The organism is Paenibacillus sp. Soil522 (assembly GCF_001428245.1).
Taxonomy (GTDB): domain Bacteria; phylum Bacillota; class Bacilli; order Paenibacillales; family Paenibacillaceae; genus Pristimantibacillus.
Genome location: NZ_LMRV01000031.1, coordinates 147,292 through 171,028, shown reverse-complemented (window position 1 = coordinate 171,028; position 23,737 = coordinate 147,292). Strand labels below are relative to the sequence as shown.

20 protein-coding genes, 3 pseudogenes and 1 riboswitch are annotated in these 23,737 nt (G+C 44.0%); of the genes and pseudogenes, 4 read left to right on the top strand and 19 right to left on the bottom strand.

Translation table 11 applies throughout. From position 1 onward, the window contains the following. Genes ASG81_RS08345 through pelF form a run of 7 tightly spaced genes read right to left on the bottom strand, consistent with a single transcriptional unit; the run spans nucleotide 1 to nucleotide 9,391 of the window. Nucleotides 1-1,416 (bottom strand): lipid II flippase MurJ, encoded by a 1,416-nt coding sequence (locus ASG81_RS08345; RefSeq protein ID WP_056631782.1) that lies wholly within the window; start codon nucleotides 1,414-1,416, stop codon nucleotides 1-3. Next, nucleotides 1,413-2,288: a DUF3473 domain-containing protein gene (locus tag ASG81_RS08340; RefSeq protein ID WP_056631778.1), complete on the bottom strand. Its 876-nt coding sequence runs from the start codon at nucleotides 2,286-2,288 to the stop codon at nucleotides 1,413-1,415. Before ASG81_RS08340 ends, ASG81_RS08345 begins: the two co-directional genes overlap by 4 nt. A gap of 14 nt (nucleotides 2,289-2,302) precedes the next feature. After that, nucleotides 2,303-4,297, bottom strand: a complete 1,995-nt coding sequence (locus ASG81_RS08335; RefSeq protein WP_056631775.1) for a hypothetical protein — start codon at nucleotides 4,295-4,297, stop codon at nucleotides 2,303-2,305. A gap of 15 nt (nucleotides 4,298-4,312) precedes the next feature. Next, nucleotides 4,313-5,935: an exopolysaccharide Pel transporter PelG gene (locus ASG81_RS08330; RefSeq protein WP_056631772.1), complete on the bottom strand. Its 1,623-nt coding sequence runs from the start codon at nucleotides 5,933-5,935 to the stop codon at nucleotides 4,313-4,315. Then, nucleotides 5,932-7,209, bottom strand: a complete 1,278-nt coding sequence (locus ASG81_RS08325; protein WP_056631769.1) for a hypothetical protein — start codon at nucleotides 7,207-7,209, stop codon at nucleotides 5,932-5,934. Before ASG81_RS08325 ends, ASG81_RS08330 begins: the two co-directional genes overlap by 4 nt. Then, on the bottom strand, nucleotides 7,193-7,630 hold the full coding sequence (locus ASG81_RS08320) for a hypothetical protein (protein WP_056631767.1): 438 nt from the start codon (nucleotides 7,628-7,630) through the stop codon (nucleotides 7,193-7,195). Before ASG81_RS08320 ends, ASG81_RS08325 begins: the two co-directional genes overlap by 17 nt. A 24-nt stretch (nucleotides 7,631-7,654) precedes the next feature. Then, nucleotides 7,655-9,391, bottom strand: coding sequence for a GT4 family glycosyltransferase PelF (gene pelF / locus ASG81_RS08315; protein WP_056631765.1), 1,737 nt, complete (start codon nucleotides 9,389-9,391; stop codon nucleotides 7,655-7,657). Nucleotides 9,392-9,803: 412 nt separating this feature from the next. On the opposite strand from pelF, the gene ASG81_RS33875 reads away from it, so the two are divergent. Both ASG81_RS33875 and ASG81_RS30695 read left to right on the top strand, forming a co-directional pair. Beyond that, nucleotides 9,804-10,169, top strand: coding sequence for an EAL domain-containing protein (locus tag ASG81_RS33875; protein ID WP_162255007.1), 366 nt, complete (start codon nucleotides 9,804-9,806; stop codon nucleotides 10,167-10,169). Then, on the top strand, nucleotides 10,075-10,335 hold the full coding sequence (locus tag ASG81_RS30695) for a hypothetical protein (protein ID WP_056631762.1): 261 nt from the start codon (nucleotides 10,075-10,077) through the stop codon (nucleotides 10,333-10,335). Before ASG81_RS33875 ends, ASG81_RS30695 begins: the two co-directional genes overlap by 95 nt. A 159-nt stretch (nucleotides 10,336-10,494) precedes the next feature. On the opposite strand, the gene galE is transcribed toward ASG81_RS30695, so the two are convergent. The 4 genes from galE to ASG81_RS08295 all read right to left on the bottom strand — a co-directional run bounded on the left by galE (nucleotide 10,495) and on the right by ASG81_RS08295 (nucleotide 14,163). Then, nucleotides 10,495-11,538, bottom strand: coding sequence for a UDP-glucose 4-epimerase GalE (galE, locus tag ASG81_RS08305; RefSeq protein WP_056631759.1), 1,044 nt, complete (start codon nucleotides 11,536-11,538; stop codon nucleotides 10,495-10,497). 111 nt (nucleotides 11,539-11,649) lie between these two features. After that, nucleotides 11,650-11,808, bottom strand: coding sequence for a hypothetical protein (locus ASG81_RS30690; protein WP_155971353.1), 159 nt, complete (start codon nucleotides 11,806-11,808; stop codon nucleotides 11,650-11,652). A 48-nt stretch (nucleotides 11,809-11,856) separates the two neighbouring features. Then, nucleotides 11,857-11,941: riboswitch (cyclic di-GMP riboswitch) on the bottom strand. Nucleotides 11,942-12,250: 309 nt separating this feature from the next. After that, complete coding sequence (locus tag ASG81_RS08300; RefSeq protein WP_162255006.1) at nucleotides 12,251-13,168, bottom strand: hypothetical protein; 918 nt, start codon at nucleotides 13,166-13,168, stop codon at nucleotides 12,251-12,253. 470 nt (nucleotides 13,169-13,638) lie between these two features. Then, a complete protein-coding gene (locus ASG81_RS08295) occupies nucleotides 13,639-14,163 on the bottom strand; it encodes a transposase (protein WP_155971349.1) in 525 nt (174 codons plus the stop codon). A gap of 382 nt (nucleotides 14,164-14,545) precedes the next feature. On the opposite strand from ASG81_RS08295, the gene ASG81_RS08290 reads away from it, so the two are divergent. Continuing rightward, nucleotides 14,546-14,746, top strand: a complete 201-nt coding sequence (locus tag ASG81_RS08290; RefSeq protein ID WP_162255005.1) for a hypothetical protein — start codon at nucleotides 14,546-14,548, stop codon at nucleotides 14,744-14,746. Between the two features lie 260 nt (nucleotides 14,747-15,006). Here ASG81_RS08290 and ASG81_RS08285 read toward each other — a convergent pair whose 3' ends face one another. From ASG81_RS08285 to ASG81_RS33870, 4 genes and pseudogenes are all read right to left on the bottom strand, one after another. Then, nucleotides 15,007-16,338 carry a UDP-glucose dehydrogenase family protein gene (locus tag ASG81_RS08285; RefSeq protein ID WP_056631748.1) on the bottom strand — a complete coding sequence of 444 codons (1,332 nt, stop codon included), beginning with the start codon at nucleotides 16,336-16,338 and terminating at the stop codon, nucleotides 15,007-15,009. 41 nt (nucleotides 16,339-16,379) lie between these two features. Next, nucleotides 16,380-17,207, bottom strand: coding sequence for a glycosyltransferase (locus ASG81_RS08280; protein ID WP_056631745.1), 828 nt, complete (start codon nucleotides 17,205-17,207; stop codon nucleotides 16,380-16,382). A 94-nt stretch (nucleotides 17,208-17,301) separates the two neighbouring features. Then, nucleotides 17,302-18,672, bottom strand: coding sequence for a sugar phosphate nucleotidyltransferase (locus tag ASG81_RS08275; protein ID WP_056631742.1), 1,371 nt, complete (start codon nucleotides 18,670-18,672; stop codon nucleotides 17,302-17,304). A gap of 127 nt (nucleotides 18,673-18,799) precedes the next feature. Then, nucleotides 18,800-19,086, bottom strand: a pseudogene (locus ASG81_RS33870) (UDP-glucose 6-dehydrogenase); the annotation flags it as partial. A 4-nt stretch (nucleotides 19,087-19,090) separates the two neighbouring features. On the opposite strand from ASG81_RS33870, the pseudogene ASG81_RS29665 reads away from it, so the two are divergent. After that, nucleotides 19,091-19,282 (top strand): annotated as a pseudogene (locus ASG81_RS29665) (UDP-glucose 6-dehydrogenase); the annotation flags it as partial. Here ASG81_RS29665 and ASG81_RS08270 read toward each other — a convergent pair. The 4 genes and pseudogenes from ASG81_RS08270 to ASG81_RS08255 all read right to left on the bottom strand — a co-directional run. Next, nucleotides 19,282-19,495, bottom strand: a pseudogene (locus tag ASG81_RS08270) (3-hydroxyacyl-CoA dehydrogenase NAD-binding domain-containing protein); the annotation flags it as partial. The pseudogenes ASG81_RS29665 and ASG81_RS08270 sit on opposite strands and share 1 nt — an antisense overlap. Nucleotides 19,496-19,785: 290 nt before the next feature. Then, nucleotides 19,786-21,336: a lipopolysaccharide biosynthesis protein gene (locus ASG81_RS08265; RefSeq protein ID WP_235548781.1), complete on the bottom strand. Its 1,551-nt coding sequence runs from the start codon at nucleotides 21,334-21,336 to the stop codon at nucleotides 19,786-19,788. Between the two features lie 218 nt (nucleotides 21,337-21,554). Beyond that, the gene (locus ASG81_RS08260) at nucleotides 21,555-22,235 is read right to left on the bottom strand and encodes an acyltransferase (protein WP_056631732.1); all 681 of its coding nucleotides are present in this window, start codon (nucleotides 22,233-22,235) and stop codon (nucleotides 21,555-21,557) included. Next, on the bottom strand, nucleotides 22,222-23,697 hold the full coding sequence (locus tag ASG81_RS08255; RefSeq protein WP_056631729.1) for an O-antigen polysaccharide polymerase Wzy family protein: 1,476 nt from the start codon (nucleotides 23,695-23,697) through the stop codon (nucleotides 22,222-22,224). Before ASG81_RS08255 ends, ASG81_RS08260 begins: the two co-directional genes overlap by 14 nt. Between the last annotated feature and the right edge of the window lie 40 nt (nucleotides 23,698-23,737).

Sequence of the window (23,737 nt, the reverse complement as noted above, 5' to 3'; positions counted from 1 at the left end):
TTATCCACTCCGATTATTCGAATCTCGTACGACTAAGATAAACATAAGCAGGGCATTAAGTCCCCAGCCGCATAGAGCGCCGTATCCCAGCGCAGCAGGACCAAAGGATTGCACCGTAAGCAGGTCGAATACGATCGTACATACCGTTGAAACCAGATAAACGGCCGCGGGGCCGTACAGACGGCCGCATGCCAGGAAATAACGGAGGCAGAGGACGGAAACGACTTGGAAGGCGACGCTCAAGGAGTATCCTGCCAGCAGCTCCGATGTAAGGGCAACGGAATGCGAGTCGAAAGCCCCCCGTCCAAAGAGCAGCGAGATAATCGGCTCCCTTAGGAAATAGAGAACGGCAGCCGAAGGCAGCATCAGACAGAGTGTCGCACCCAGGGCGCGATACAGCTCGGGCTTCACGGATCCCCCGCCTCCGCCCGCTGCAGCCGATCGCGACAAAGCGGGCAGCAGGACGGCGGTCACCGCCGCTACAAATACCCAATTGGGGAACTGGGCAATGCGGTATGCATAATTTAGACCGGCCAGCGTACCCGGTTCCATATTGGATGCAATCGCCCTTTCTATCGCATAGAGCGCCTGAGAAAATAAGTTCAGCAGAAGCAGCGGCAGAATGTCCCGGTAGACACGGGCAAGGCCCCCTGAAGCCTTCAAAGACTTATCTGTTTCGGCTGCTTCACCGTCCCGGATTTTCCAAGCTTCGATAAACGATAGCCGCACCTCAAGCTTGAGCTTTCTCCGGAGTGCCGCCCAAACAACTAGTACCATCCCGCCTGATCCGATCAGAATGGAGACAGCGTACGCTATTGCTCCGTCGCCCTCAGCGAAGTCTCCCATCCAAGACAGGGTGATCGCCGACAGCATCATCGCGTTCAGTAGAATCGGACCGGCAGCTGCAACATAGAAGGCGCCGGCAGCTTGAAGCGCCGCCGCGCCTACGGCAAATACCGGAAACAGCGGCATCGAGAATAGCAGAAGCGTGTACAAACGTTCTAGCTCGCCCATCTCTGCACTGCCTGACCGGTAGCCGAAAAGCTCGAACATATGATTTTTAGTGAGCAGCAGCAAGGCGAGGACCGCAATCATCAGCAAGGTAACGTGCAAGGCCATCCGAACCGCGTTTCTTAAAAACATGCCGTATTGTTTCTCCTGCCACCTTCGGCTTAATTCGGGAACCGCCGTGATTCCGATCACCGCTGCGATCAGGTTGTAGCTGACCGCTTCCGGAAGCAGAAAGGCCGTCGTTACAAGATCCGCTGCCTGCGATGTGCCGAAATAAGCGGCAAACGTTAAATCCTTCAGAAAGGATACCGCCGCTAACAAGAAGTGGACTGCAGTCACGCCTCCGATCAGCAGCCATGCAGACGAACGCTTGCCCCGCAGCTTTGCGATTACTGACGCGCTCATCCGCTTTTCTGTACGGCATCCGGCGAATAAAGCCGATGCGGCGGGTAGCTTTCCCCGCTCATGATTTCTCCGAGCGGCCGGAAGCTGAAATCACGGAATAACCTCTCCAGCTTACCTTTGGTCCCGGTCAGGCCGTAATACTGTATCGTACGGATAAATGCCGTTGTTTGGGCTCGAGGCTGGTCCGTGTCAATTTCCCATGGATGGATGTAAATCATTCCCGGTCTTGTCCGGTTGACGCGGTTCAACGCCCACTTCACCAGTGGGTACGGCACTACCCTTAGGTAGAAGCCGCCCGAAAAAGGGATGGACATGCCGGCCAGCTCCGTCACGGTCGGCGGAAACTCGGAAATACCGAGCGGTTCCCCGTCCAGTACGGGAGAAAACGGCGTTTTTGGCGCTCCCGCGATACCGGAGAGCGGCGTCTGAAAGGGCTGCATGCTCGAATCGCATACGAAGCCTTCCTCAGCCAATATTTTGAGCGCGTGGAACCTCTCCGGCGAGATCGACCACGAAGGCGCCCGGTAAAGCTCAACCCTCCGGCCGGTGATCCGCTCCAGTATTTCCTTAGATGACCTCACATCGTGCCGGAAATGGTCCAATGTCTGCGATGTGACAAGCCGGTGCCAATAGCCGTGGGAGCCGATTTCATGCCCCCGGTCCGCGATTTCCTTCACGAGTCCAGGATGCTTCTCTGCTACACAGCCAAGAATGAAAAACGTCCCTTTGACCGCATACCGATCGAACAAATTGAGCAGCGTTGTCGTGTTCCGTACGACGCGGTCCTCGTACTTATGCCACTCCGAAGGATCGATATCCAGCCCGTTCGTCATATACCAATCCTCTACATCAACCGTAAGCGCGTTAAGCATGCTCTCCCCTCCTCTCACGATGCTCCCCAGATTCTTCGACGTTCCTTATCTTCGGCATCCGGCCTGTACAAATACCAGATGCGGATATGCTCGTCCTCGTAAAAAATAGGAGGTTTACCATGAGCTTCTATGTAAGCATTCAACCATTCCTTTAGCTGCTTCTGCTCTTTTTCGTGCTTTACATAACGCTCTTGCTCCAACTTTTCGTAGAAGCTACTTGTAATAGACACCTTGAAAACCTGTTTTTCTTCGATGACGAACATATACTTTGTTACATCGGGATCGTATTCGTCTTGTCCTTTGCGTGTGATGGGCGTACCGGCAGGATCGTAATTATTGACTAGGGTAGAGATATATTGATGCCACCCTTCTCCATAAATAAGAGAATAACCCTCCTCCTGGGAGAAGATCGTCCAAGTATTTTCCAAGTACATTGATGAGATGCGCAAATACTGCCGGAATATACTGTCCCAATCCATCTTGTACGTTTGGATGGGACTGAGTTGAACATACAAAGCCAAGATGATCACAGCTGCCCCGGCCGCCATACGTTCGACAATGGAAATGCCTTTCAGCTTGGAGACGAAGCGCCATAGGGACCACCAAGCGTAACCGATACAAAAACAAACGGTGAGCACCCAAAGACTCCCGGTTCGTGAGGACAGCATCGTGCTTTTGGTAACGACCGGCACCAGATAATAGAGCAGAAAGGTTGCCGTTCCTATGCCGACCGCGAACCATTCCGAAATCCGGTTCCTTTTGTCCCGCCAGCCGATAAGCGCGCTTAACGCGATCCATGCAATTGCTCCGAGCCCGATGTAATCTCTCGGTACAAGCTGCGGAAAGGTAACTTCCGTGATACTTTTTAGAAACTCGGCCGCGCTGGAATTGAATGAAATACCTGACCAAATAGCAGTCTGAATCGGCGCGTAGGTAAACACGACCGAAACGGAACCCGCAGCGCAAACCATCCAAATCCGCTTCCACGACCGGGCCTCAGGCGTCATGACGGATGCGATCATAGCGACCGCGAGCCCCATACCGACGAAAGCGAAAACGAGCGAATGAACGAAGCCCGTAATGCTTACAGCCGCAAATCCGGTCCAGAACGAATGGCGTCTTCCCTTCTCCAAATACCTTAGAAAGAAGTAAAGAGCCGGAAAGGCGAATACATAAGCGAACTCTTGCGAGTTGGTTGCCGCCTGACGCTCCCAGTCGCCACCAAAGAGAAATGTTCCTCCAAGGCCAAATAGCGCCGCACCGGCGATGCCGGCCATTTTATTTCCCGTTAATCTCGACAGGACGAAATAAAAACCGGCGGCAGTCAGAACGCCATTTAACGGACCCGTATATTTCAATATATACAAAGGATCGATGGCTGCGAATTTGCTCAGAAGCGACAGCGTAATGTGAAAGCCCTGCGGATAAATTCCTTCTACAAATATTAGGCGGTTGTTGATAAATTTCATCCAGGCCAGCGTCACCGAACCATCGGACAAGGCTGGCGCCGCGTAGTGTACCGCATCATAAAACCGGACGTAAGCTGCCGTACCCAATACCCCTGCAAGAAGCAGCAGAAGCAGCGGGTCGCTGTTTCGCAGCTTGTACAGCTTGACGTGCTTGCGCGCCATTGTCAGTTTGCCTCGCGCTTTCAGCCACATCGATTTTATCCGAAAGCCGGCTTCAAGCAGATGGTAGAACCAGACATGGAAGGCAGTCGCGGTATCCGACCTAGCCTTCGCTGAGCCTTTTCGCCAAAAACGGCGGGTCGACAGGACAATTAGAATGACCGATACCGATATGACTTCATACAGCTTTAAAGCGACAAGCACGTAGCCGAGCACGATATAGATACAGACCGCTTTCGCAAACAACGCAAACCCGTTTTCCAAAGGGTCCTCAGAATCTGCCTTCAGGAAGAAGCGCGGCCAAACGATCATGAGCAGTACGAAAGCAAAGGCGTAGTGCAGCATCGCATAGAGTTGATGGGAGAATGATGAATAGTCCACTTACGCCTCTCCTCCTTACGATATCGCGTATAAATAGTAATCGAGCTTGCGAAAAACCGACCGCATCGCTTTAAACGACAGAACGGCGAATACGACCGCTCCCGCCATCAAGCCAAATACGGCATACGTATAATCAATCCAGCGGCTGAGCAAAAATCCGACGACAAAATTCACGCCGAGCGCGGGCAAAATCGCCCTGTTTACCAAGCTGGGCTGTGAAAGAGAAAACAGGATAACAGAATTCAGCAAAGCGACTGCAAGAATGACGTAGGACGCCATCGCGACGATGAAGACGAACTCCGTCTCTTTACTAACAATTAGGTGCTTGCCTACCGACTCAACGTAGGCCTTATCTGACCATAAAATGACGAAATAGATGAGTACAGCGCTGGCAATCGAAGAGGCTGTTATGACGGCGATCATCCGATAATATGCTTTCTCGAATAAAGCGTTCATTTTGTCCGTCTCAAAGCCCCAGTAACGTTTATAGCTCGCTTCGATATTCATCATCATCTTATTGACTAGAACCTCGCAAACGCCGAGCGGGATCATGAGCGCGAGCAGCGCAAAGTCGAGCCCAAGCTCATAATCGCCGCGGAACCAAATAAAATAGGGCATAAATCTTTTATCATTTGCCGACCAAGCGTTGATGCGGTCAATGTACAGGAATAAAAAGTATAGAAATCCGTAAACAAAATAGGGCATAATCGAGTAAATCGTGATGGAGAGTCTGGTCATCTTGGGTGCAATGCCCTTCTCTTCTCTTTTCTCAGCCGATCTGAAATAATAGATGACCAATGCCATGCCGGTGATAGATACGAGTGAAATCGCAATAAGCTGCGATACGATAATATCCATCTTGAATTCCCGGAACAAAACGTACACGAGGCCGATTCCCGCGACAATAAGTCCCGTAAAAGTAAGCTCGCGTTTCAAAATATACATGACGGTTACAGACAGCCAGATCGAATTCAGAAAAAAGAAGAACAGGATAATATACATAAACATGTCCATCGGAAAAATGTTGAAAATGAGGTTAAACAAATAAATGGCGATGCCCACGATCAAGCAGGTCCAATAGCCGAACCGGATAAACAGGAAAGTCGCCTTTCTGGCCATCTTGTAATAGCCCTGAAAAATATAGAAGAAGCCTCTTCTCGCAATCGCCTGCGTGTACCCGCCTACGACAACAAAGCTGAGAATCGTGCCGATTGCGATACAGGTCGCAAGCTCGACGGACAAGTTCTGGTACGACCAAAGCGAAAATTTCAGCGTAAGCATCGAGACGACGGAAATAGCCATAGGCAGCGCAAAGATTAGGCCGCGCAAAAAACTTTTCACGAGCTCAAATGTCATTTTCACGGCGCTGGTTTGCACGTTCTGCGTGAAAGCGGTCGTAACGACCTTTTGCCGGATCTGTTCCCATATTTCCGTGGCCAGCTCGAAGATGTTCTCGACGCCGAATATTTCTGTGGCCCGGCTGTCGTTCCAGCCCATCGACTCGAGCAGCGCGGCGATTTCGCTTCGATCCTCAGGTGTCATGTTTTTGTTCATGACTTCTTCAACAAGCCGATCAAAGCGCTCATGCCTGTTTATCTCGGTCCCAAGCCGGTTTTCCCCTTCCGTAACCATAATCATGACGGGTCCGCGAAGCCGGGAATGACCATTTGGACGATCAGATCCGGCATTTTCCCCGCGTGTTCCGCCCGGTTAATCGTATCGGCGGTAATAATTGCCCCTTTGGCGATAATGAGAGAGCCGTCTTCGCCGTACAAATTCTCGCCTGCTGCCTTACCTGCAATATAGCGGTACTGGATGGATTTGATTTCTTCCGCAAGCGCCGGACTCACCGGACTCGCCTCGGGCTCCGCAGAGGCTGCAGAGCTTGCATCCGAAGTGTTCGGATTCGGAATCCGAGGAGCCGGATCGGCTGCCGAAGAAGCCGCTTCCGACTTAGCCCGTTCAGTCTGGGCAGAGGCTGTTAATCTCTCCGGTGCCATCGCGATGACAGGCGGCTCTTCTGGAGGCGGAGAAGCCTCCGCGCCTTCAGGCCCCTTTAATCCATCCTCCATGTAGAGGCTTACATCTCCCCAAAATCCGGAAGATGATGTCTGTGTATTCGGTACGATCGGGCTGGCCGTCTCGTATTTCGTCCGCGGCGCGGTTTCGGCCTGTTTCGGCGCAGGCTCGTTTTTGGAAGAATGGTCTCTCATGCTAGCCGGAGGAGCTGCACCGTCCGCCGTAACCATCGTTTGTTCCGATTCCGTATCCTGCAAAGAGTCCATAACCGATTTCAGCCTGAATGGAACAACATTGGCCCCATACGCAAATTCCGGCTCGCCCTTCATGATCTGCTCCATCTTCACGTCTTCAGCCGGTTTTTCGTTCTCTTCTTCCGCCATCTCAACCGGACCTTGGATTTCAGCAGGAAGAGATACGATCTCTTCTTCACTGACCGGAGTCTTACCCTCCTCCGGCTTATCCTTGAGGTTTGTGATCAAACGAGCTGCATCCTCCAGCAATTGATCAAAGGCAGCCCGGTACTCCGCAAGCTGCTTATCCATGTCCGCCCGTTTGCTGCTTTGCTCGTTACGTTTCGTTTCCATCAGCACAAGCAGTCTTTGCCGCTCGGCTTCGCCTTGTTTACGCAGCGCTTCAACCGAATCGTCCAGCCTCCGGAGGAGTAAATCCGCAAATCTATCGGGACGGTCATGCTTATTTGAGTTCAGCAGAGCCGTTTTCTGATCAAGCTCCTGCCTCAGCTTTTTATTTAATGCTTTTTCCGATTGAATAAGTGCTTCCAGCTGCTCCGCTTCACTGTCGTACAGGGAGTCGCATTTGCTCAAATATCGCTCTGTTTCCCTTATGTCCAATCCGAACCACGCAAGCCGCAGCTTATTCGGATGCTTCATTATTCTGCACCTCTTTCCCGGCATGAACGCCAAAGTTATCCTTTATTTGGCGCTCCACGCGTTCAAGCAGGCCGTTGCATTCGCGCTGCTTATCCACAAGCTCCAACCGATGCTCCCCGTCCAGCTTGTCCAGCTGCTTCATGGCTTCCCACACAAAACCGCTCTGCTCAATATGCATGTGCAGCAGCTTTTCCTTGGCCATTCGATGGACAGGATCTTCGCCCGAGGCTGAGCCTGCACTCGGCTCGATTGAATCAAGCCCCTCCAGTTCACGGCGCAATTTCCCGTTGCCTTGCTGCAGCATCAGCAGCTCTTCCTTCAGTCCTTGCATGCGCAGCCGATGGGTTTCCTGCCTGAGCTTCAGCTCTTCGCGAACGGCGGATTCGGCATAGCCGCGTAAAGCTCTCTTTCTTATTTTCATTGCGGCCGCCTCCTCTCTTCTCACTTATGAAATTTCGCGGTCAGCGATTAAGCCGACATACGCTTCACATCTGGCAAGCTCCACCATCGCTCTGTCATACTCACCAAGCTTATTGTACAAGCCGGCGATCTCTGTCAATATGTATGGAACGCTTGAGGATCCGGGCAGCAGCTTCAGCGCTTCCCGGTACTGGGCAATCGCTTCCCTGTTGAAACCGAGTGCGGCGAGCGAGAATGCTTTCTCCATCACATGCCGCTGCTTCTCGCGCGGAGTTACTTTGACTTGCGGCGCAGGTTTCCGCTCAATTGCCCGGGTCGCCAGCTTGATATAACTTTTCAAATGCAGCTCCAGCACTCTATCGAGGGTAAAGTAGCTTAGAGCGCGTTCACGCCCTTCTCTTCCGACCTCGGCCCGCAGCTCCGGATTCGTGACATAGGTCATAATCCCTTCCGCAAGCGCCTCGGGATTACGCGGCTCGACCAGCACGCCCGTATCGCCGAGCGCTTCCTTGATCCCCCCGACATCCGTTGCAACGACCGGCTTTCCGGTCATCATCGCTTCGACGACCGAATAGGGGAACGCTTCGGAGATGCTGGACAAAACAATAATATCCCCGCTATGGTAGGCGGCCGTCATCTGTGTAGCATGACCTGCAAAGATGAAGGATTCCCCCATCTTCAATTGCTCTTTAAGCGCTAAGCATTCCTCATAGTAAGCTTGAACACTGACCGACCCGTATACGATAAACTTTGCATCCGGCTGTTTATCGAGGACGATTCTGGCAGCTTTCATGAATGTCTGAATATCCTTGATCGGATCGATTCTGGCAATCATGGCGATGACCGGAGGCCCCGGCGGCCGCGGCGGCGCTTCGACGAAAACGCTTTTGTCGACCCCGTTATAAATGACGTCAATCCGTTTCTTGGCAACGCCGAACTCCGTCTCCCACCGCATATTATACTGGCATACCGGTGAAACCTGATCCGCAAACGTATAATTAAGGCTGGTGATCGAGTGCACCATCCGGATCAGAAACTTGCTAAGAAACGAGGAGTATCCCCGATTGGACAACGATAAGTATTGTTCGCGCAAATAGATTCCGTGTTCAGTTAACAAATAGGGCGTTTGATTCAGCAGCTTTGACAGTACGCACGGTATGCCGCAAAACGCAGCCGCCGAGGAGTGAGACACAGACACCTTGGGAATCGGTGTATTCACGATATTGAAAAACCGGTAAAGCCATCCTAAGCTTTGCACCAGTCCATAGACATCGGGTTGGCTGAGCCCGGAACTCTGGTCAGCCGCCGCGGTCAAAATAATCTTCTTATAGGTATCCCAAACAATCTCGGATTTAAAGCTTTCCTTGTATTCGTAGGTTTGGAAAAAATGGTATAGCCCTAGCAAAATATTTGCAAATCTACGGGGATCTTTCACTTCGGCTATGATTTCGTAAACCAGCTCCTGAAATAAAGGAATAAAGTGCTCCTTTATTTCATTCAGGCCGGTTTGCTTTTTCATGAGGTAAATATGAGGAAACGGTGTCGACAAATGCTCGCTCGGCTCTTCCGTCCCCCAGAGCGGGACCGTATAAAGCGATGCCCCTTTCGGCAGCTTGAACTTCTGCGTCACGAACGGATTGGACAAAATGGCATATACGACGTAATCCACAGGCTCCAGCTTGTTGATCAAGATATCACACCAAGTGCTAACGCCTCCTTGATGAAAAGGATAGGTTCCTTCCGTCGTTAGCAAGACTTTCATTTTGTCGCTCATCCGTTATCCCTGGCTTTCCGGAAAAATATGGGGTGATGAATTAGGAAAGTTACGACCAGGAATATGTTCCTAGTTATATGACCCGTTAGTCCTGTTATATCTTTCTAATACTAATTCATCAATCTACCATTAGATCCAACAATTTCTTAATACTTTCGACACTTTTTTATGCTTATCGTAGCATAAAGTAACCCTTAATATAAGTACTAAAATACTGGTATTTGTCGAATTTAAAAGAATAATATTTTATATATTCAAAAGAACATCGTTTAATTCATACCAGCCGTCACTTCTCATTCCCTCTATTCCCAATTGGATGCCGGATTTCCCGCTGTCCGGGTCGATAATTACGACTAACAGCTTATATTTTCCTGCAAGCAATTGACCCGGAACCGGCATATTGAACTGGGAAGAGTTTGAAGTCTACTATCAACCGAGAATAAATACGGCTACCAATCAGATTGTAAGTGCAGAGGCTCTTATAAGGTGGAATCATCCGAACTGGGGAGAACTGGCGCCGGGTGAGTTTATTTCCTTATCGGAGAAGAACGGATCCATTCATTCCATTGGAATGCGGGTCCTTGAGACCGTTTGTCAGCAAATTAAATGGGGGGAGACTGCCGGTGTTCCAATGCGAATATCAGTAGGAGCAGTTAGCTATTTTACGAAGAATGCAGTGCAACAAAATTCAAGGTTATTTGTACAGCAAAGCCGTAACCGCGCAAGAGTTCGGCAAAATACTGATAAAAGGAAAGCTCATGCCTAAACAGACCGTTTATGCTTCCCGGGAGGCAGGAGAGCATAATTACGAATATGGCATAGAGCTTTTAATTGATGAGGCAGAACGGGCAAATCTTACGAAAATATTGAATCAGCTGCAAATCCTATTTCGGAATAAGCAGCCTGCAAGCTACCGTGCTGCAATAAATTAATTAAGCCGTATATGGAGGACTTACCTTTTCATTGTTGATGTTCTGTTAAGGGGGGAATCATTGTGCATCTGCTAAGTATCCATCGGGGATTCAGAAGCGAAATTCAAAAATGCTGATGTCTCATAGGATATGAGACATCAGCATTTTTCCGCTCAAGCGCTATTTCACGATACTCATTGACTCCTCGCTAGCTTCGTAACCGTTCGGGTTATTCAGCTGCCAGCGCCAAGCATCCGCGCACATTTCATCGATCCCTCTCTCAGCAACCCAGCCTAATTCCTGTTTCGCCTTAGAGGCATCGGAATAACATATCGCAATGTCACCCGGTCTTCTATCTATAATCGCGTAAGGAATGCTCCTGCCCGACGCTTGTTCGAAAGCATGGATCATCTCCAGCACGCTGTATCCTTTACCGGTACCAAGATTGTAGGCTTCTACGCCGGCGGTTGTCATGACCTTATCGATGGCCTTCAAATGCCCCAGGGCGAGATCCACCACATGGATATAATCCCTTATCCCTGTCCCGTCTGACGTTGGGTAGTCGTCGCCAAACACGCGAAGCTGTTTCAGCTTGCCTACCGCTACCTGCGTAATATATGGCGTTAAATTGTTAGGAATGCCGCTCGGGTCCTCGCCAATTTGACCGCTTTCGTGAGAGCCCACCGGATTGAAATAGCGCAGCAGTGAAATGCTCCAGCTATTATCCGATACATAAAGATCGCGCAGGATCTCCTCTATCATCAATTTCGTGCGCCCATAGGGATTAGTAGCCCCCAGAGGAAAATCCTCGGATATGGCCTCTCCAGAAGCAGTAGGAGCATATACAGTTGCCGAGGAGCTGAATACTATTTTCTTCACATTAAAGGCCTGCATGACCTGGCAAAGAATAAGCGTTCCCGTAATATTATTCTGGTAATAATTAAGAGGAATTTCGACTGACTCGCCGACTGCTTTGTATCCGGCAAAATGGATTACCGCATCGATCTTATTTTCCGAGAAGACGGCTTCCAGACCCTCCTTATCCAATAAGTCTACCTCATAAAACGTTACCGGTTTGCCTGCAAGCTTATGTACTCGTTCTAAGGCTACAACATTACTGTTAGACAAATTATCAACAACAACCACTTCATAACCGCTGTTTAAGAGCTCCAGGCAGGTATGACTTCCAATATAACCTGCCCCTCCTGTTACTAGTATCGCCATCTACTAATTCTCCTCTCTGTGGAACAAAATTACTTAATTATGTATTCGAAAAAGGGAGGAGCACGAAAGTCAACGCGACTTCTCTACTCCCCCCTCTTTCTGATGCGGGGCTTATGATAGAGCAAGACCCGCTAGTTTATTTTTGTGACGAATAATTTTCAAATAAATCTCCATGCGTTTGGCTTCATCCAAGCAGCCTTCCAACAGCATCTCTTGAAATAAAATAGAAAGCTGATGCCACTCGCGTACAATACTTGCGCGTTTGATCATAGCATTATCCTCCATGTTCCTACATAAACCACAACGGGAGGCACGATATTCGGTAGCTGGCTGGCAGTCTGTCCACAGATAAGCCCCTCTAGCTTTGCGTCGCCATCTTTCAATGGCTTTGCCTTTATCGTACGGTTTATGTTTAATATTTAATCGTATTTTAACAAAATTGCGGAAGGATGTATATGATTTGTTGGACCTAATTAGGATCATAATGGCAAGAACCACTATATGGATATGATCTCTTGCCATCACACCACTGTGAAATAGCAGTTAAAGCCCATCCCAGATCTTTGGTATAAATTCCGGAACTCCAAACGAAAAAATTGAGAAGATAGTCGTTATTACGGAAAGTAGATATCTCAGATAAATAAGAAATGAGCCTTAAAAATACTTCAAGGCTCCTTTCATTAATCACAGTTAATCAAACAAATATTCAACTCTATTTCTCCGTTAATAAGTTACTTATTTGCAAAATAGCCTTCGATTGAGTCTGCTCTTTAGCTTCGTTGTATTCAGACTGCCATGCATCTAGTTCGTTGATATTTAGGCCTTCTGCTTTATATCTTTCCTTAGCACTTTCTAACATATCGGAAAATTCTCGATCACAATGGCCTTCCGATGATACGATCCTAGGTAAGTATGTATTCTGTAATAGATCAATAGAAACTTTCTCCCCATTTGCTTGTCTATGCTTAATATCGCTAACTAACTCGGAGAGCAGTATAGTACTCTTCGAAACACAATCAGCTTTTAATGCACCTAATTTAGAGTTGTATGTTTTCTGAATTTGCTCCTTTACAACCTTTTGTTCTTCAGTAAGAGGCTTTAAAGAAGACTTAGAGTCAGACGTATTGGGCTCAGCTACGGTTTGATCTAATTGGTCTATTGACTGATCCGTATTGACTTGTTTCTCTTTCGCTTCATTTAAAATGCGTAAACGTTCTTTCTCATCCTTAACTCCAACAGCCTCGATGGGGTAATTAGGATCTAAAATAATTAAACCTTTACCATATTGGGTAGTAATAGAACGAAGTGCTTCTATCTCCTCTTTTGACAGCTTTTCCAAGAGAACCTCTCGAATCCTTTGCTTTTCTTCTATAGATATATCCTCAGAAGCGCTTCCCTGTAACCAGTAAATTTCTTTGAAACTAAGACCAGAATTTAGAAGTATTGCAGCTACATCCAAGGCATCTTGTGTCTCTATCTCTTTATTAGTAAACTCATTTGCTTTCCCAACAGCTCCCTCTAAAGCTTTGGGGGCCTCTTTCTCAGTTGAGTCAGTTACTTGCTCCACTGCACTGGATACTTGTCTGTCCTTGATGTCCTCTAAAGAAATTGACTTTACTTGATAGTACAAATATCCTATACCGCATAAGACAAGAACAAGTAGACCTAGTAGACTGCTGAGAGTCCATTTTATCCATGGCTTCATTCGTTTCACATTTGAAGACAACATATCAAATCCTTTTTGTTGTTTTAATATAGTAAGATTTCAAGCGCGTGGCTTTCAAGCGTTACTCCCCTTTTGTACATTTCCTAAAATTTCCTTCAACTGATTTAAGTCTTCTACACCTTCAATGATAACTTGAAACCCTAAGTTATGTGCCATATCAACTTCCTCTTCCGAACACAGCAATGTCGTCCTGAAGGTAGCGACTTCAATAGTAGGAACTAATAGTAATTAACCATCTTTCTCGGAAGAACGTTCAATGACCTTGTACACCAGTTGTACGGGTTTAATGAACTTTTTCGGCTGTACGGTCATAGACCCTAGATAAACCTTTTTGCCAGGACGAACTTCTTCGCAGCGACCTTGCTCCTGAGCGGTCATAAGCCATTTCTCGGGTGATTCTTTTCGCTAGTTCCGTTTGATAACAGATCTTGTTCGTAATACAGACAGGTATTGACCGTATCAGCAGCATCATTACCTGCATCAAATCGAGCCAGTATCGGTACATCTGTAATCGTGCACGCATACCGAATGCTTTGATCAATAAAGTCGTCAGCCTCTTTCTGAGAGTGAGCGGAACCCGTGCGAAGCTCTACGTTAACGCCATATCCTTCTTGTCCAAGATAGGCAAAGAAAGGGGCATATCCATCAACCCCTTTATACGTTCTGGAGAAGCCTTCCTTCTTCGTTTTGGAGTTGTCAAAGGGCGAAACATCCAGATCAAGCTGCATATAAGCTTTCGTTTCCCCGTCTACCCGAATCTGCAGAGGAGTTAGCGGAGCTTTTTCCTGTTTAAGGAGTTTGGCCGATTCTTCCAATACAATCTTCTGCCACTGCTTGCTTAGGGCTGCCTGATCAAATCGTTGGGCATGGTCGGATTGGAAGGAATGTTGCGAATGCATAAGGCTTTTGCATAGAACACATCACTGCGAAAGGGCTCGATGTGATCAAAATCATTTTTTCCTTGGCAGAGTGATCCGAGATAGGCACGGACATTATCCGCGTGGGAGATGTCAGGGACTTTTGTTTCTCCAACGACACTATGGTTTAGACGTTTATTTAATGAGGTCTTCGCCAGTAGTTGTCCGATTAGGATCAAACCACCGCGAGAACTCAGATCCCCACCACGCTAGATTCGATGATTTATTTAATCATTGAGGAATTGTTTCAACAGGTGGGACCGGCAAATATGCGGTCGACAAGGGGGATAGACTCCTAGTCGATGTAAAAAAATCCGAGCTAAAGGATATCCTTCCGTCGACCCATCCGGATATGATTGATAAATTGAAATTATTTATTACCGCAGGCCATATCGTTTCTAAGTTTGAAGGCACCCTCATTGATACTGGGTTATCACCAGTCACGTTCTATCTTCCGGAAGGCAAAAAGGTAGAGTTGGTCAAACATTTGGAGGAAAAGGGACACCAGGATTGGTTGGTAAACGTAGCCGGCCAAGCCATGGAGGATAATGCAGATGAAGAATAACGCAAAAAGGATCCGGGTTTCATCGGATCCTTTTACATTAAATAGCTTAAAAATGATGCCTGCTTGATCATACTACCACAGCAATATGAGCACCCACAACAGGGCTCCTATCAGAACGCTGTCAGAATGCTTCTGGAGACCGATAGCGGATCTTCTCTATGCATCTCTTTTTCCTCGAAATTGGACATAACGAAAAACCTTCCCATCTTCTACCAAAGGGCTTAATGCCCTGTCATAGATTATAGGAAGGTTTAATCTATTTATACAGGCAAATGAGAATACTGGCTTTTATTATGAAAAACAGGCCTGCCTACCGGATAGTAAGAAAGGCCTGTATTCCCAATTTGGTCTAGGCTGAAGACGTTGCGCCCATCGATAAGCACTGGACGGGCTAAAGCAGCTTCGACTTGTGCGAGATCAGCTGTTACGAACTCGCTCCATTCCGTCAGTAAACAAAGTGCCTCGCTACCTTGCGCGACATCCATCGCTGTCTCGCACCACGTAATAGCCGGATTATCATACATGCGACGGAAGCTCTCCATTGCTATCGGGTCATACACCTTCACTTTGGCTCCCAATTCAATGAGCCTGTCAATGATCTCTAAGGCTGGAGCTTCACGAACGTCATCTGTTTCCGGCTTAAAGGCAAGCCCCCAGATGCCAATCGTCTTCCCGTATACATTGTCCAGCGCTTGGAACAATTTATCGAGAACACCGTAGCGCTGATGACGGTTCACTTCCACTACGGCCTTCAGAAGCTTGAAGTCGTACTCTACGTTACCCGCAATTTGGATAAGCGCCTTCGTATCCTTAGGAAAACAAGACCCACCATAGCCAATGCCGGCGCGCAAGAAAGATGCTCCGATGCGTCGATCTAGCCCCATACCTTTGGCTACCTCGATCACATCCGCTCCTACTTTTTCGCATATATTTGCAATTTCATTGATGAACGAGATCTTCGTAGCTAGGAAAGCGTTCGATGCATACTTGATCATCTCTGCGCTCCGAATATCCGTGACAACAATTTCATCCGTAAGAGGGCTGTGCAGCTCTTTCAAGAGCTTTGCTGCATGTTCACTCTCAGCACCGATGATAATACGGTCGGGATGCAGCGTATCCTTCACAGCCGTTCCTTCGCGCAGGAATTCCGGAAGTGAAGCTACATCGAACTGACCCTTATAATGAGTGGCTATAATCGTACGTACACGTTCATTCGTACCTACTGGAACTGTACTCTTTACACAGATAACCTTGTAACCATTCATTGCTTGTGCGATTTCTTTAGCCGCAGCTTCAATATACTGCATATTCGCTTCACCGTTCGGAAGCGGCGGGGTTCCTACTGCAATAATGATAAGATCCGCTTCAGCTACAGCTTCAACGGTATCTGTCGTGAATTTCAATCTCCCTTGGTCCGCATTATGTATAAGCAGCGGTTGTAAGCCCGGTTCATAGATCGGTACGCCACCATTACGCAGCATCTCAATCTTATTAAGATCTTTATCTACACAGTACACGTTATTTCCTAGCTCCGAATAACAAACACCGGATACCAAACCGACGTATCCGGTGCCAATGATTGCAATTTTCATTTGGATCACTCCCGATATATAAGCTTATTTAGAGTTTTTTTTCAATTCACTAAATGTCTAATAAAATTAACGATCTCTTGTAAAGGTTCGCCTTTGTTCTTTAGTGAACGGTTAGGTCTGTTATTCTTAATCGAAGTTATGAGCCCTCTCGTTATTTGGAGATGCTTTAACTCTTGCCATTCCATGAGTCGATATGGATGAAGCTCGGTTAATGCCTCTACCGTATTGCGATCCTCAAGGAATGAAGATCTTTCTAAGAGCAGTAACGGTTTTCCTAAAGAGATAGCTTCACTCACCGTTCCCCATCCGGGCTTTGTGATGACAATATCGCAGACCGCTAAATAATCCTGAGACTCTGTAACATGTTCGGGTATTCGAATAATGTTATCTCCGTCGGCATTCATATTATTGGAGACAATAAAGAGACATGAATCATCGTTCCACATGGCCATTTGTTTGAGATCATCGACGTAAATGCTCATCCCTACTGCAAAGAAAACAATTATCTTTGCATTTTCAGGATTGAACTGAGCTTTGAGTCGATTTACTTCTTCGTCATGTGGCGTACGACAAAAAAATCCAGTTTGAGAGTATCCACGTCGTCCCCATCGAGGCTCTGTGATACCACCTGCCAGACTTACAAAATAATCCATATAAGAATATGCACGGTATAGAGGTTCAAGCTTCTTCTCATCCAGCATCTGGGTGTAAGCTGTAAACCATGTAAAGTTTGAAATACCTACCGAAGTAATATTAGCCTGATTCGCAGCAGCAAATGGCACCGGTGATATATCCGAAATAACTAAATCCACTTTCTCTTGAAGAAGAAAATGTTTTTCCCGTTTAACATGGCTCGGCAAGTTCTCCATATAGCTGAGATACGCTTCCCTTAACTGCCTAAGATCGGGCTGGATCGATCCTGTTTGCAGAATGTAACCGTCTCAAGTCGAATCAAGGCCTTTCTTATACGTTCATACAATTTTGAGTAACTTCATCCCATGTGCTGAATATCTCAACGATTTGATTCTCTTCTCGTTGAAGACCGCTCTGAACCACAATCATTTCCAGTTCACTAACTGCTTTTATACTATGCAACGTCTTCATTGGGATATGGAGGATATTACCGGCTTTTACCTTCATATAGTTTCCATTCTGGATAAATTCGCCTTCACCCTTAATGATTGTCCAGACTTCTTCCCGATACAGGTGCATTCGGTAACCAAGGTTCTTTCCTTCTTTGACTCCTACTCGTTTGGTTGCTACAGTGCGCCCATCCTCATAAACTTGGTCATCAAGGACTCTGAGCCAGCCCCAATTTCTTTCTTCAAACATCGGTCCCTGATCGTAATTAATAAAGTCCTTTATTCTTGGGCTGGCGCTTTTGTCCGTCACCAAAATACCATCGGGACTGACAGCCACTACCACATCCGATAGACCAAGTACAGTAACCGGAATATCGATTTCATTGATCAAATGTGTATTTATACAATCTTCGCTTATGGTCCCCTTACCGATTTGCGAGTTACTCATTTCTTCCGTCAGCGTATTCCAGGTACCGAGGTCTTTCCAATAACCGTCATAATGAACAACGACGATTTTATCGGTTTTCTCAAGGATTTCATAATCGAAGCTTATCTTCGGAAGGAGATGATACTGTTTCGAAAGTTCTTCATATTGAATAGGGAGGCCTTTTTGTTCTAGGATGTTGACCAAATATCCGAGCTTGAAGGCGAACACACCGCAATTCCATAGGGCTTGTTGAGAGATTAGTTCAACCGCTTGCTCCTCCGAAGGCTTTTCACGGAAATGGCTGACACGACGAAAGTTCATCGTTTCTGTTTGTTCTTCCGTCGGAATGATATAGCCGTACTTAGAGGAAGGATAAGTCGGATTAACGCCAATCAAGGCCATATCCGCATTCGACTGCTCCAGCACATGTTCTAACTCTTTAACAGTTTCGAAGAAATGGTTTTCCACATAAGGATCAACCGGGAGAATGGAGATGACTTCGTTCAACCCAACACCCTTTATCGAGTAGAGATACGCAGCAGCGAGTGCAATAGCTGGAAAGGTATCCCGCCGTTCAGGTTCAACGATTAGCGGAACGTCCGGACCAACCTGGCTCTGCATGATTTCGATTTGCGATTTGCTCGTTGCAATGTAGCTGGACTCACTCAATCCGCTCTTATCCAGTTGACTCCATACCCGCTGTACCATAGAGACAAGCTCGTTGTTGTCGTTCTCAAGCACCTTTAGAAATTGCTTCGATCTTGCGTCATTGGACAAAGGCCACAGCCGCTTTCCTGATCCGCCGGATAACAGGATGAGTTTCATATCCAACACCTCCACTTGTCTTCTGCTAAATCTTAATTAATTTATCTTTATATGACCTCTTAATAATCCTGAAGCTCAGCATACACGGGTTTTTTCATTAAAAAATAGATTGGGATTAGCTTATATGGACGTCAGCACCCACCAATTCACAAAGATTTGCAATATCATTCATATACGATATTTTAAGAGCGAGGAAATCGTTGGATGCATACTTAATCATTTCTGCTGATCTTCTATTTACTGAAACTATAGGCAAATGAAAAGGCTCATAGATCTGCATAAGCATCTCTTGAGCCTATTACTTTCAGTCCCTATAATAATTCTTTCTGCATGGAGCGTATCATGTACTGCAGAGCCTTGTGCCAAGAACTCCGGATTCGATGCTACTTCCACATTCACATCATTGATTAAAAAATAATCGGCATACAGGGGTGCAGACGCAATCTTTATCGGAGTAGGAACTCCAGAGCAGTCAGATGGTTCAGCCAATCTTTCCTATATTGCAACTGTAGCAAGGCAGATTGCTGAATCTGTAGAGAAGGACTGCTTAGTTGTAGTGAAATCAACAGTACCGATAGGTTCCAATGATAAGGTAGAGCAGTTTATTCGTTTATAATCGGTAGTATAATTTATTCTCTCAGCTACATAATTTCTTCTGCATTAACTCTTCTAAACCCGCTTCATAGATTGGAGAAAATCCAGATTTCATTAAGTTTACTTTATTTTCATCAATATCAACACATATCACTTGATGCCCAACTTCTGCAAAACATACACCTGCAACTAAGCCAACATATCCAGTTCCAGCTACTGCAATTTTCATTTTGTCCCACCTTCAATATATTTAGATTCTTATATTAATGTAACTTGATACATTATGAACATGTTACAAAAAAACCGATTAAATTAGTTCTTGAATTGCTATATTAATATGATATTGAAAAGGTTATTATTGATTGGTTATTATATTTTTCATTCTGCCGTCTTCCAATAAAAAACTATTATCTTTCAAACTATTTTAACAAAACAACGGGATTAATTGATATGATTCCCGAATTTAATATTTCACCAAGTTATTTCTTCTCTTTTAATCATAGTTCTTTTATTTATATTCTATATTTTCTTATTATATTTTGAGTATCCAATATATTTATTCTTAACAATGCCTATTGCTATAGATATCAATCCCTTAAATTCCTGCGTTCTGCACACGGCTAATAAAAATAAAATATTAGGTACTATTGAACATATTAATATTTTGACTATGAGATAGCCAAATTTTCCATCAGGAATATAAGAGCAAATTTCATAAGTTACAATCCCTGAGATCAATGTTATTAATATATAAGTAGCAAATTTTATATAATATTTTATTGGTTGGAGTTTGAAATAATTTTTAAACAAAGCATATGTTTCCCATGGAATTGCGATCAAAACCACGCTAATAATAGTTGAAATTAGGACACCATTTACACCGATAAAATTCACCAGCGTTAAAGTTAAAATTAGATTTGTTATTGCTTCTGCATATGGTTTATACCTATCGCTCCACCACATTCCTGCTGCATCTTTATATATTAGAACAGTTTGCCTAATTAAATAGAAATACAAGTATACTCCCAATAGTATAACTGTCGAAAATGAAAATAGCATATTTTTACCCATCCAAAGAATCATAAATGGCTGAAATAAAACAACAAGGGCTATAGTACTCCACCCTACAAGCCATGCATATAGAAGAAAGACCTTATTAAAATCGCGGTAATTTTTCCCTACTTCTTCAACTATAATACTATTTCCAATTACTGGTGTAATTGCAGTGTTTATTATCGATAAGATTCCTATAATAGCAGTTATAATGATGAAGTAGTTATTGAACATAGCAAGAATTGTTAATCCTAGCCACGCAGAAATCACTAAATTATCCGCGCTTCTAACAACAGTTCCAGATAATCGGTGTCCAATTAAAGCACCTACTCGTTTTTTTATTTCTTTTAAATCTTCAGATGTAACGCTTCCGTTACAAACATATTCAGGGTATTTCTTATCCACAATTCTTGAAACTATAATATTATTTATTATCGTTGAAATCGGTAAGATTATAATGTATAAATAATAATTTTTAAACAGAAACAAAACCGCTACTTGTAAGACGTATAAAGCAAAATTGATTACAGTACTGATATTACTTAAAATATCATTTCGTTGATACGCTACTAAGAGAGATTGCTTGTACGCATAAAGGAAATAACTTATAACTGTATTCCCCAAATATATAAAATATAATAAGTATAAATTTATATCATTCGGATATGATCCGTTAATTAAATGCTCAAGGAACGGTGATAAACACAATCCAACCGCTAAAATAATACAACCAATAAATCTATAAATTTTTTTGTAAAGGTTCAACAAAGCACTTATTTTTGCATTATCACCTTCAGCTATGGGTTTGTACATACTATAAACCATTGCGGTTCCAAATCCCAATTCAGCGAGGCTTAATGTTTGCAAAATTGAACTAAACAAGCTATTTAGACCTAAATATTCAACACCTAGAGAGTATATCATAATTGTTCGTAGGACGAATGGTAATAGCAATGAAACTAGTTTATTAATTAATCCAAAAAAAAGACTTCTAGTTGAGTTTAACTTTCTATCCATTTTCACCAATTTACTCTCACTTTCTAGTCTAATCCATTGCATAAGTCTTTTTTGATTTTATTTCTGAAAATCTTCAAATTCAATTTTCACCTGATTTATCCCACCATTAAGTCATTGATTAACAATCCACCTTTTTACATATTTGGATATAAAGATCTTAAGGTCTTTTTAATAAATAATTTCACTTGCTTCTTAAGTGGCCTGCAATCATGAAACCATTACCTTCCCCATTTAATATTTCTTTTAATTACCTTAGCTGGAAAACCACCGATTATACAATGTTCTTCACTAAATTTTCCTGTTACGCAAGCTCGATAAGCAACAACGCATTCATCTGGGATATAAACACCTTTTAGAATATCAACATAAGCTGCAATCCAAACGTTATTTCCAATAATCACTTCTCGAGGTTGGTTTGTTACATTTACCTCTTGGTCATTCATTTCAAAGATAGAATGACCATCTACATCCCTTATGTTCGTATGCCAACCAATCAGTACATTATTACCAAATTCTATGCAGTTATTACTTGCAAAAAAGCAATTAGAATTACATACGAAATTATTCCCAAAAACTATAGTACCACCATTATCACAGCGAATAGAAATTCCGTTTGAAAAATCTGCTCGTCCTTTAAATATAACTCTACTTTTTTCATCTACGCTCCACTTAGATCGTTCCTTTTCACCTGATAACCCCTTAGATCCTTCCGACCACCCGTATTTAATCATTCCAAAGGATGGATGACATTCAAACGCAATTGTACCAGCATGTAAGTTATACAATTTGGTATTATATGAAACTATGACTGGTAGTTTTATCGCAGTTCTAAAAGAAAAGACTTTGAAATTGAAATATGTGCTTTTGAGCAGTGACAAAAACATTTTAATTAGATTCATTTATTCCCTTCTCCCTATCATCTCCAGTTATACTTTCTTTTCTAATTTTACTCAAATGTAAAAATTTATAAATAATAAAAATTAAAGCTATTGCCAATATAAAAGTAAACGAGAAAATCTTCCCTAAGAAAGATAGCGCTAAGTCTCTAGGTGCATATATTATTTTGTATAGAAAAATTAAAACTACACCAGAAACGAAAAAATTCTTGCCATAATTCTTGGTTGCATAACACATTATCCATACATATACACCAGAAATGATGACGACTCCAATATATCCAAAATCTTTATATGTTTCTGCTAAATAAGTACTCCCAAGACCTACACCCTGTAGATATCTGAATGGATCATAAAAATAAGAAATCGCATTTCCAAAGTTCCAACCATTCAGAGCTCCTTCAACTGTAAACCCACTATAATATGAGCTAGAGTTGAATATTAATTTATAAATAAAATTGTTCGTTAAAAAATCAACTAAAGGCCCTACTGTATATACACGATTAGTAGGAAAGATACTCCAATTTACTATGGTTTCTGCTAGGATACGAGCACTATTGCCTTGGCTATCAAAAAAGTTTATAAAAGCATCAGCTATTTTAAAACTTTGATCTGTTGCTAACCTAAATGAGCCCCAAAACGAGAAAAATACTATTGCAGCTGGGAGCGCTAATGTAAGCCCAAACTTGTATTTTTTTGTTATCCACTTTTCTTCATCCTTTTTACGAAAGAGCTCTCTCAGTGGGATATAGGTTAGTAATAAAATACAGAACCTTAACGCAATCGGATTTCTCTGCCCATATCCTAAACTCAACGCACCTAATGCCAAAAATGAAATGCTTGCAATAAGCATTTCTTTTTTCCTCGGGTTAGTAGCAAGATATATAAAGAAGAATATCTCGTTCATTGAATCAAGTTTTGCAAATATACTTGGTAATGAAGTACTAAAACTTGTATAATAATCTGCATAACTTGTTGTCTGAACAAACAACACTTTTTCCATAACATTCACAATAGAAAAAGCAAGTGTTATCCAGTACAAATAGATGCATGCTTTACGCAACAATTCTCCATTAATACGTATATTATTAGTAATAGCACTTGTTCTCTGTTTTTCAATAACTATATACCTATTTTTGAAAACGGCATAAAACGCTCTTAACGAAACCAAAGCAACCATAATAATTGAAAACACATTATTTATTACGTCACTACTGTATTCAAGACCAAAATTTCCGTAAAAAATATAACTCATTGTCATTCTACCCATGACAAAGATAAAAAAGGTAAGATTAAATACTCCAAAAATAAATCTTTTCCGAACTGACGATAGTGCATATAATAAATTCGATATCCACATAATATGGAATGCAAAAAACAAAAACAAATTATCAGTAAATGCAGCTGAAACCGCCCATAAAATAATAGATGTAGCTAACGATATCCAAGAGAATAAAATAAACACATAATTCCTCCATTAAACAATAAAAGGCAGGAATGGCCTT

What these genes read in the sequence shown, in the direction of transcription:
- ASG81_RS08345 (WP_056631782.1), bottom strand. Translation starts at nt 1,416, where the DNA reads ATGAGCGCGTCAGTAATCGCAAAGCTGCGGGGCAAGCGTTCGTCTGCA.
- ASG81_RS08340 (WP_056631778.1), bottom strand. Translation starts at nt 2,288, where the DNA reads ATGCTTAACGCGCTTACGGTTGATGTAGAGGATTGGTATATGACGAAC.
- ASG81_RS08330 (WP_056631772.1), bottom strand. Translation starts at nt 5,935, where the DNA reads ATGATTATGGTTACGGAAGGGGAAAACCGGCTTGGGACCGAGATAAAC.
- ASG81_RS08325 (WP_056631769.1), bottom strand. Translation starts at nt 7,209, where the DNA reads ATGAAGCATCCGAATAAGCTGCGGCTTGCGTGGTTCGGATTGGACATA.
- ASG81_RS08320 (WP_056631767.1), bottom strand. Translation starts at nt 7,630, where the DNA reads ATGAAAATAAGAAAGAGAGCTTTACGCGGCTATGCCGAATCCGCCGTT.
- pelF (WP_056631765.1), bottom strand. Translation starts at nt 9,391, where the DNA reads ATGAAAGTCTTGCTAACGACGGAAGGAACCTATCCTTTTCATCAAGGA.
- ASG81_RS30695 (WP_056631762.1), top strand. Translation starts at nt 10,075, where the DNA reads ATGCAGTGCAACAAAATTCAAGGTTATTTGTACAGCAAAGCCGTAACC.
- galE (WP_056631759.1), bottom strand. Translation starts at nt 11,538, where the DNA reads ATGGCGATACTAGTAACAGGAGGGGCAGGTTATATTGGAAGTCATACC.
- ASG81_RS30690 (WP_155971353.1), bottom strand. Translation starts at nt 11,808, where the DNA reads ATGATCAAACGCGCAAGTATTGTACGCGAGTGGCATCAGCTTTCTATT.
- ASG81_RS08295 (WP_155971349.1), bottom strand. Translation starts at nt 14,163, where the DNA reads ATGCATTCGCAACATTCCTTCCAATCCGACCATGCCCAACGATTTGAT.
- ASG81_RS08285 (WP_056631748.1), bottom strand. Translation starts at nt 16,338, where the DNA reads ATGAAAATTGCAATCATTGGCACCGGATACGTCGGTTTGGTATCCGGT.
- ASG81_RS08280 (WP_056631745.1), bottom strand. Translation starts at nt 17,207, where the DNA reads ATGGAGAACTTGCCGAGCCATGTTAAACGGGAAAAACATTTTCTTCTT.
- ASG81_RS08275 (WP_056631742.1), bottom strand. Translation starts at nt 18,672, where the DNA reads ATGAAACTCATCCTGTTATCCGGCGGATCAGGAAAGCGGCTGTGGCCT.
- ASG81_RS08265 (WP_235548781.1), bottom strand. Translation starts at nt 21,336, where the DNA reads ATGGATAGAAAGTTAAACTCAACTAGAAGTCTTTTTTTTGGATTAATT.
- ASG81_RS08260 (WP_056631732.1), bottom strand. Translation starts at nt 22,235, where the DNA reads ATGAATCTAATTAAAATGTTTTTGTCACTGCTCAAAAGCACATATTTC.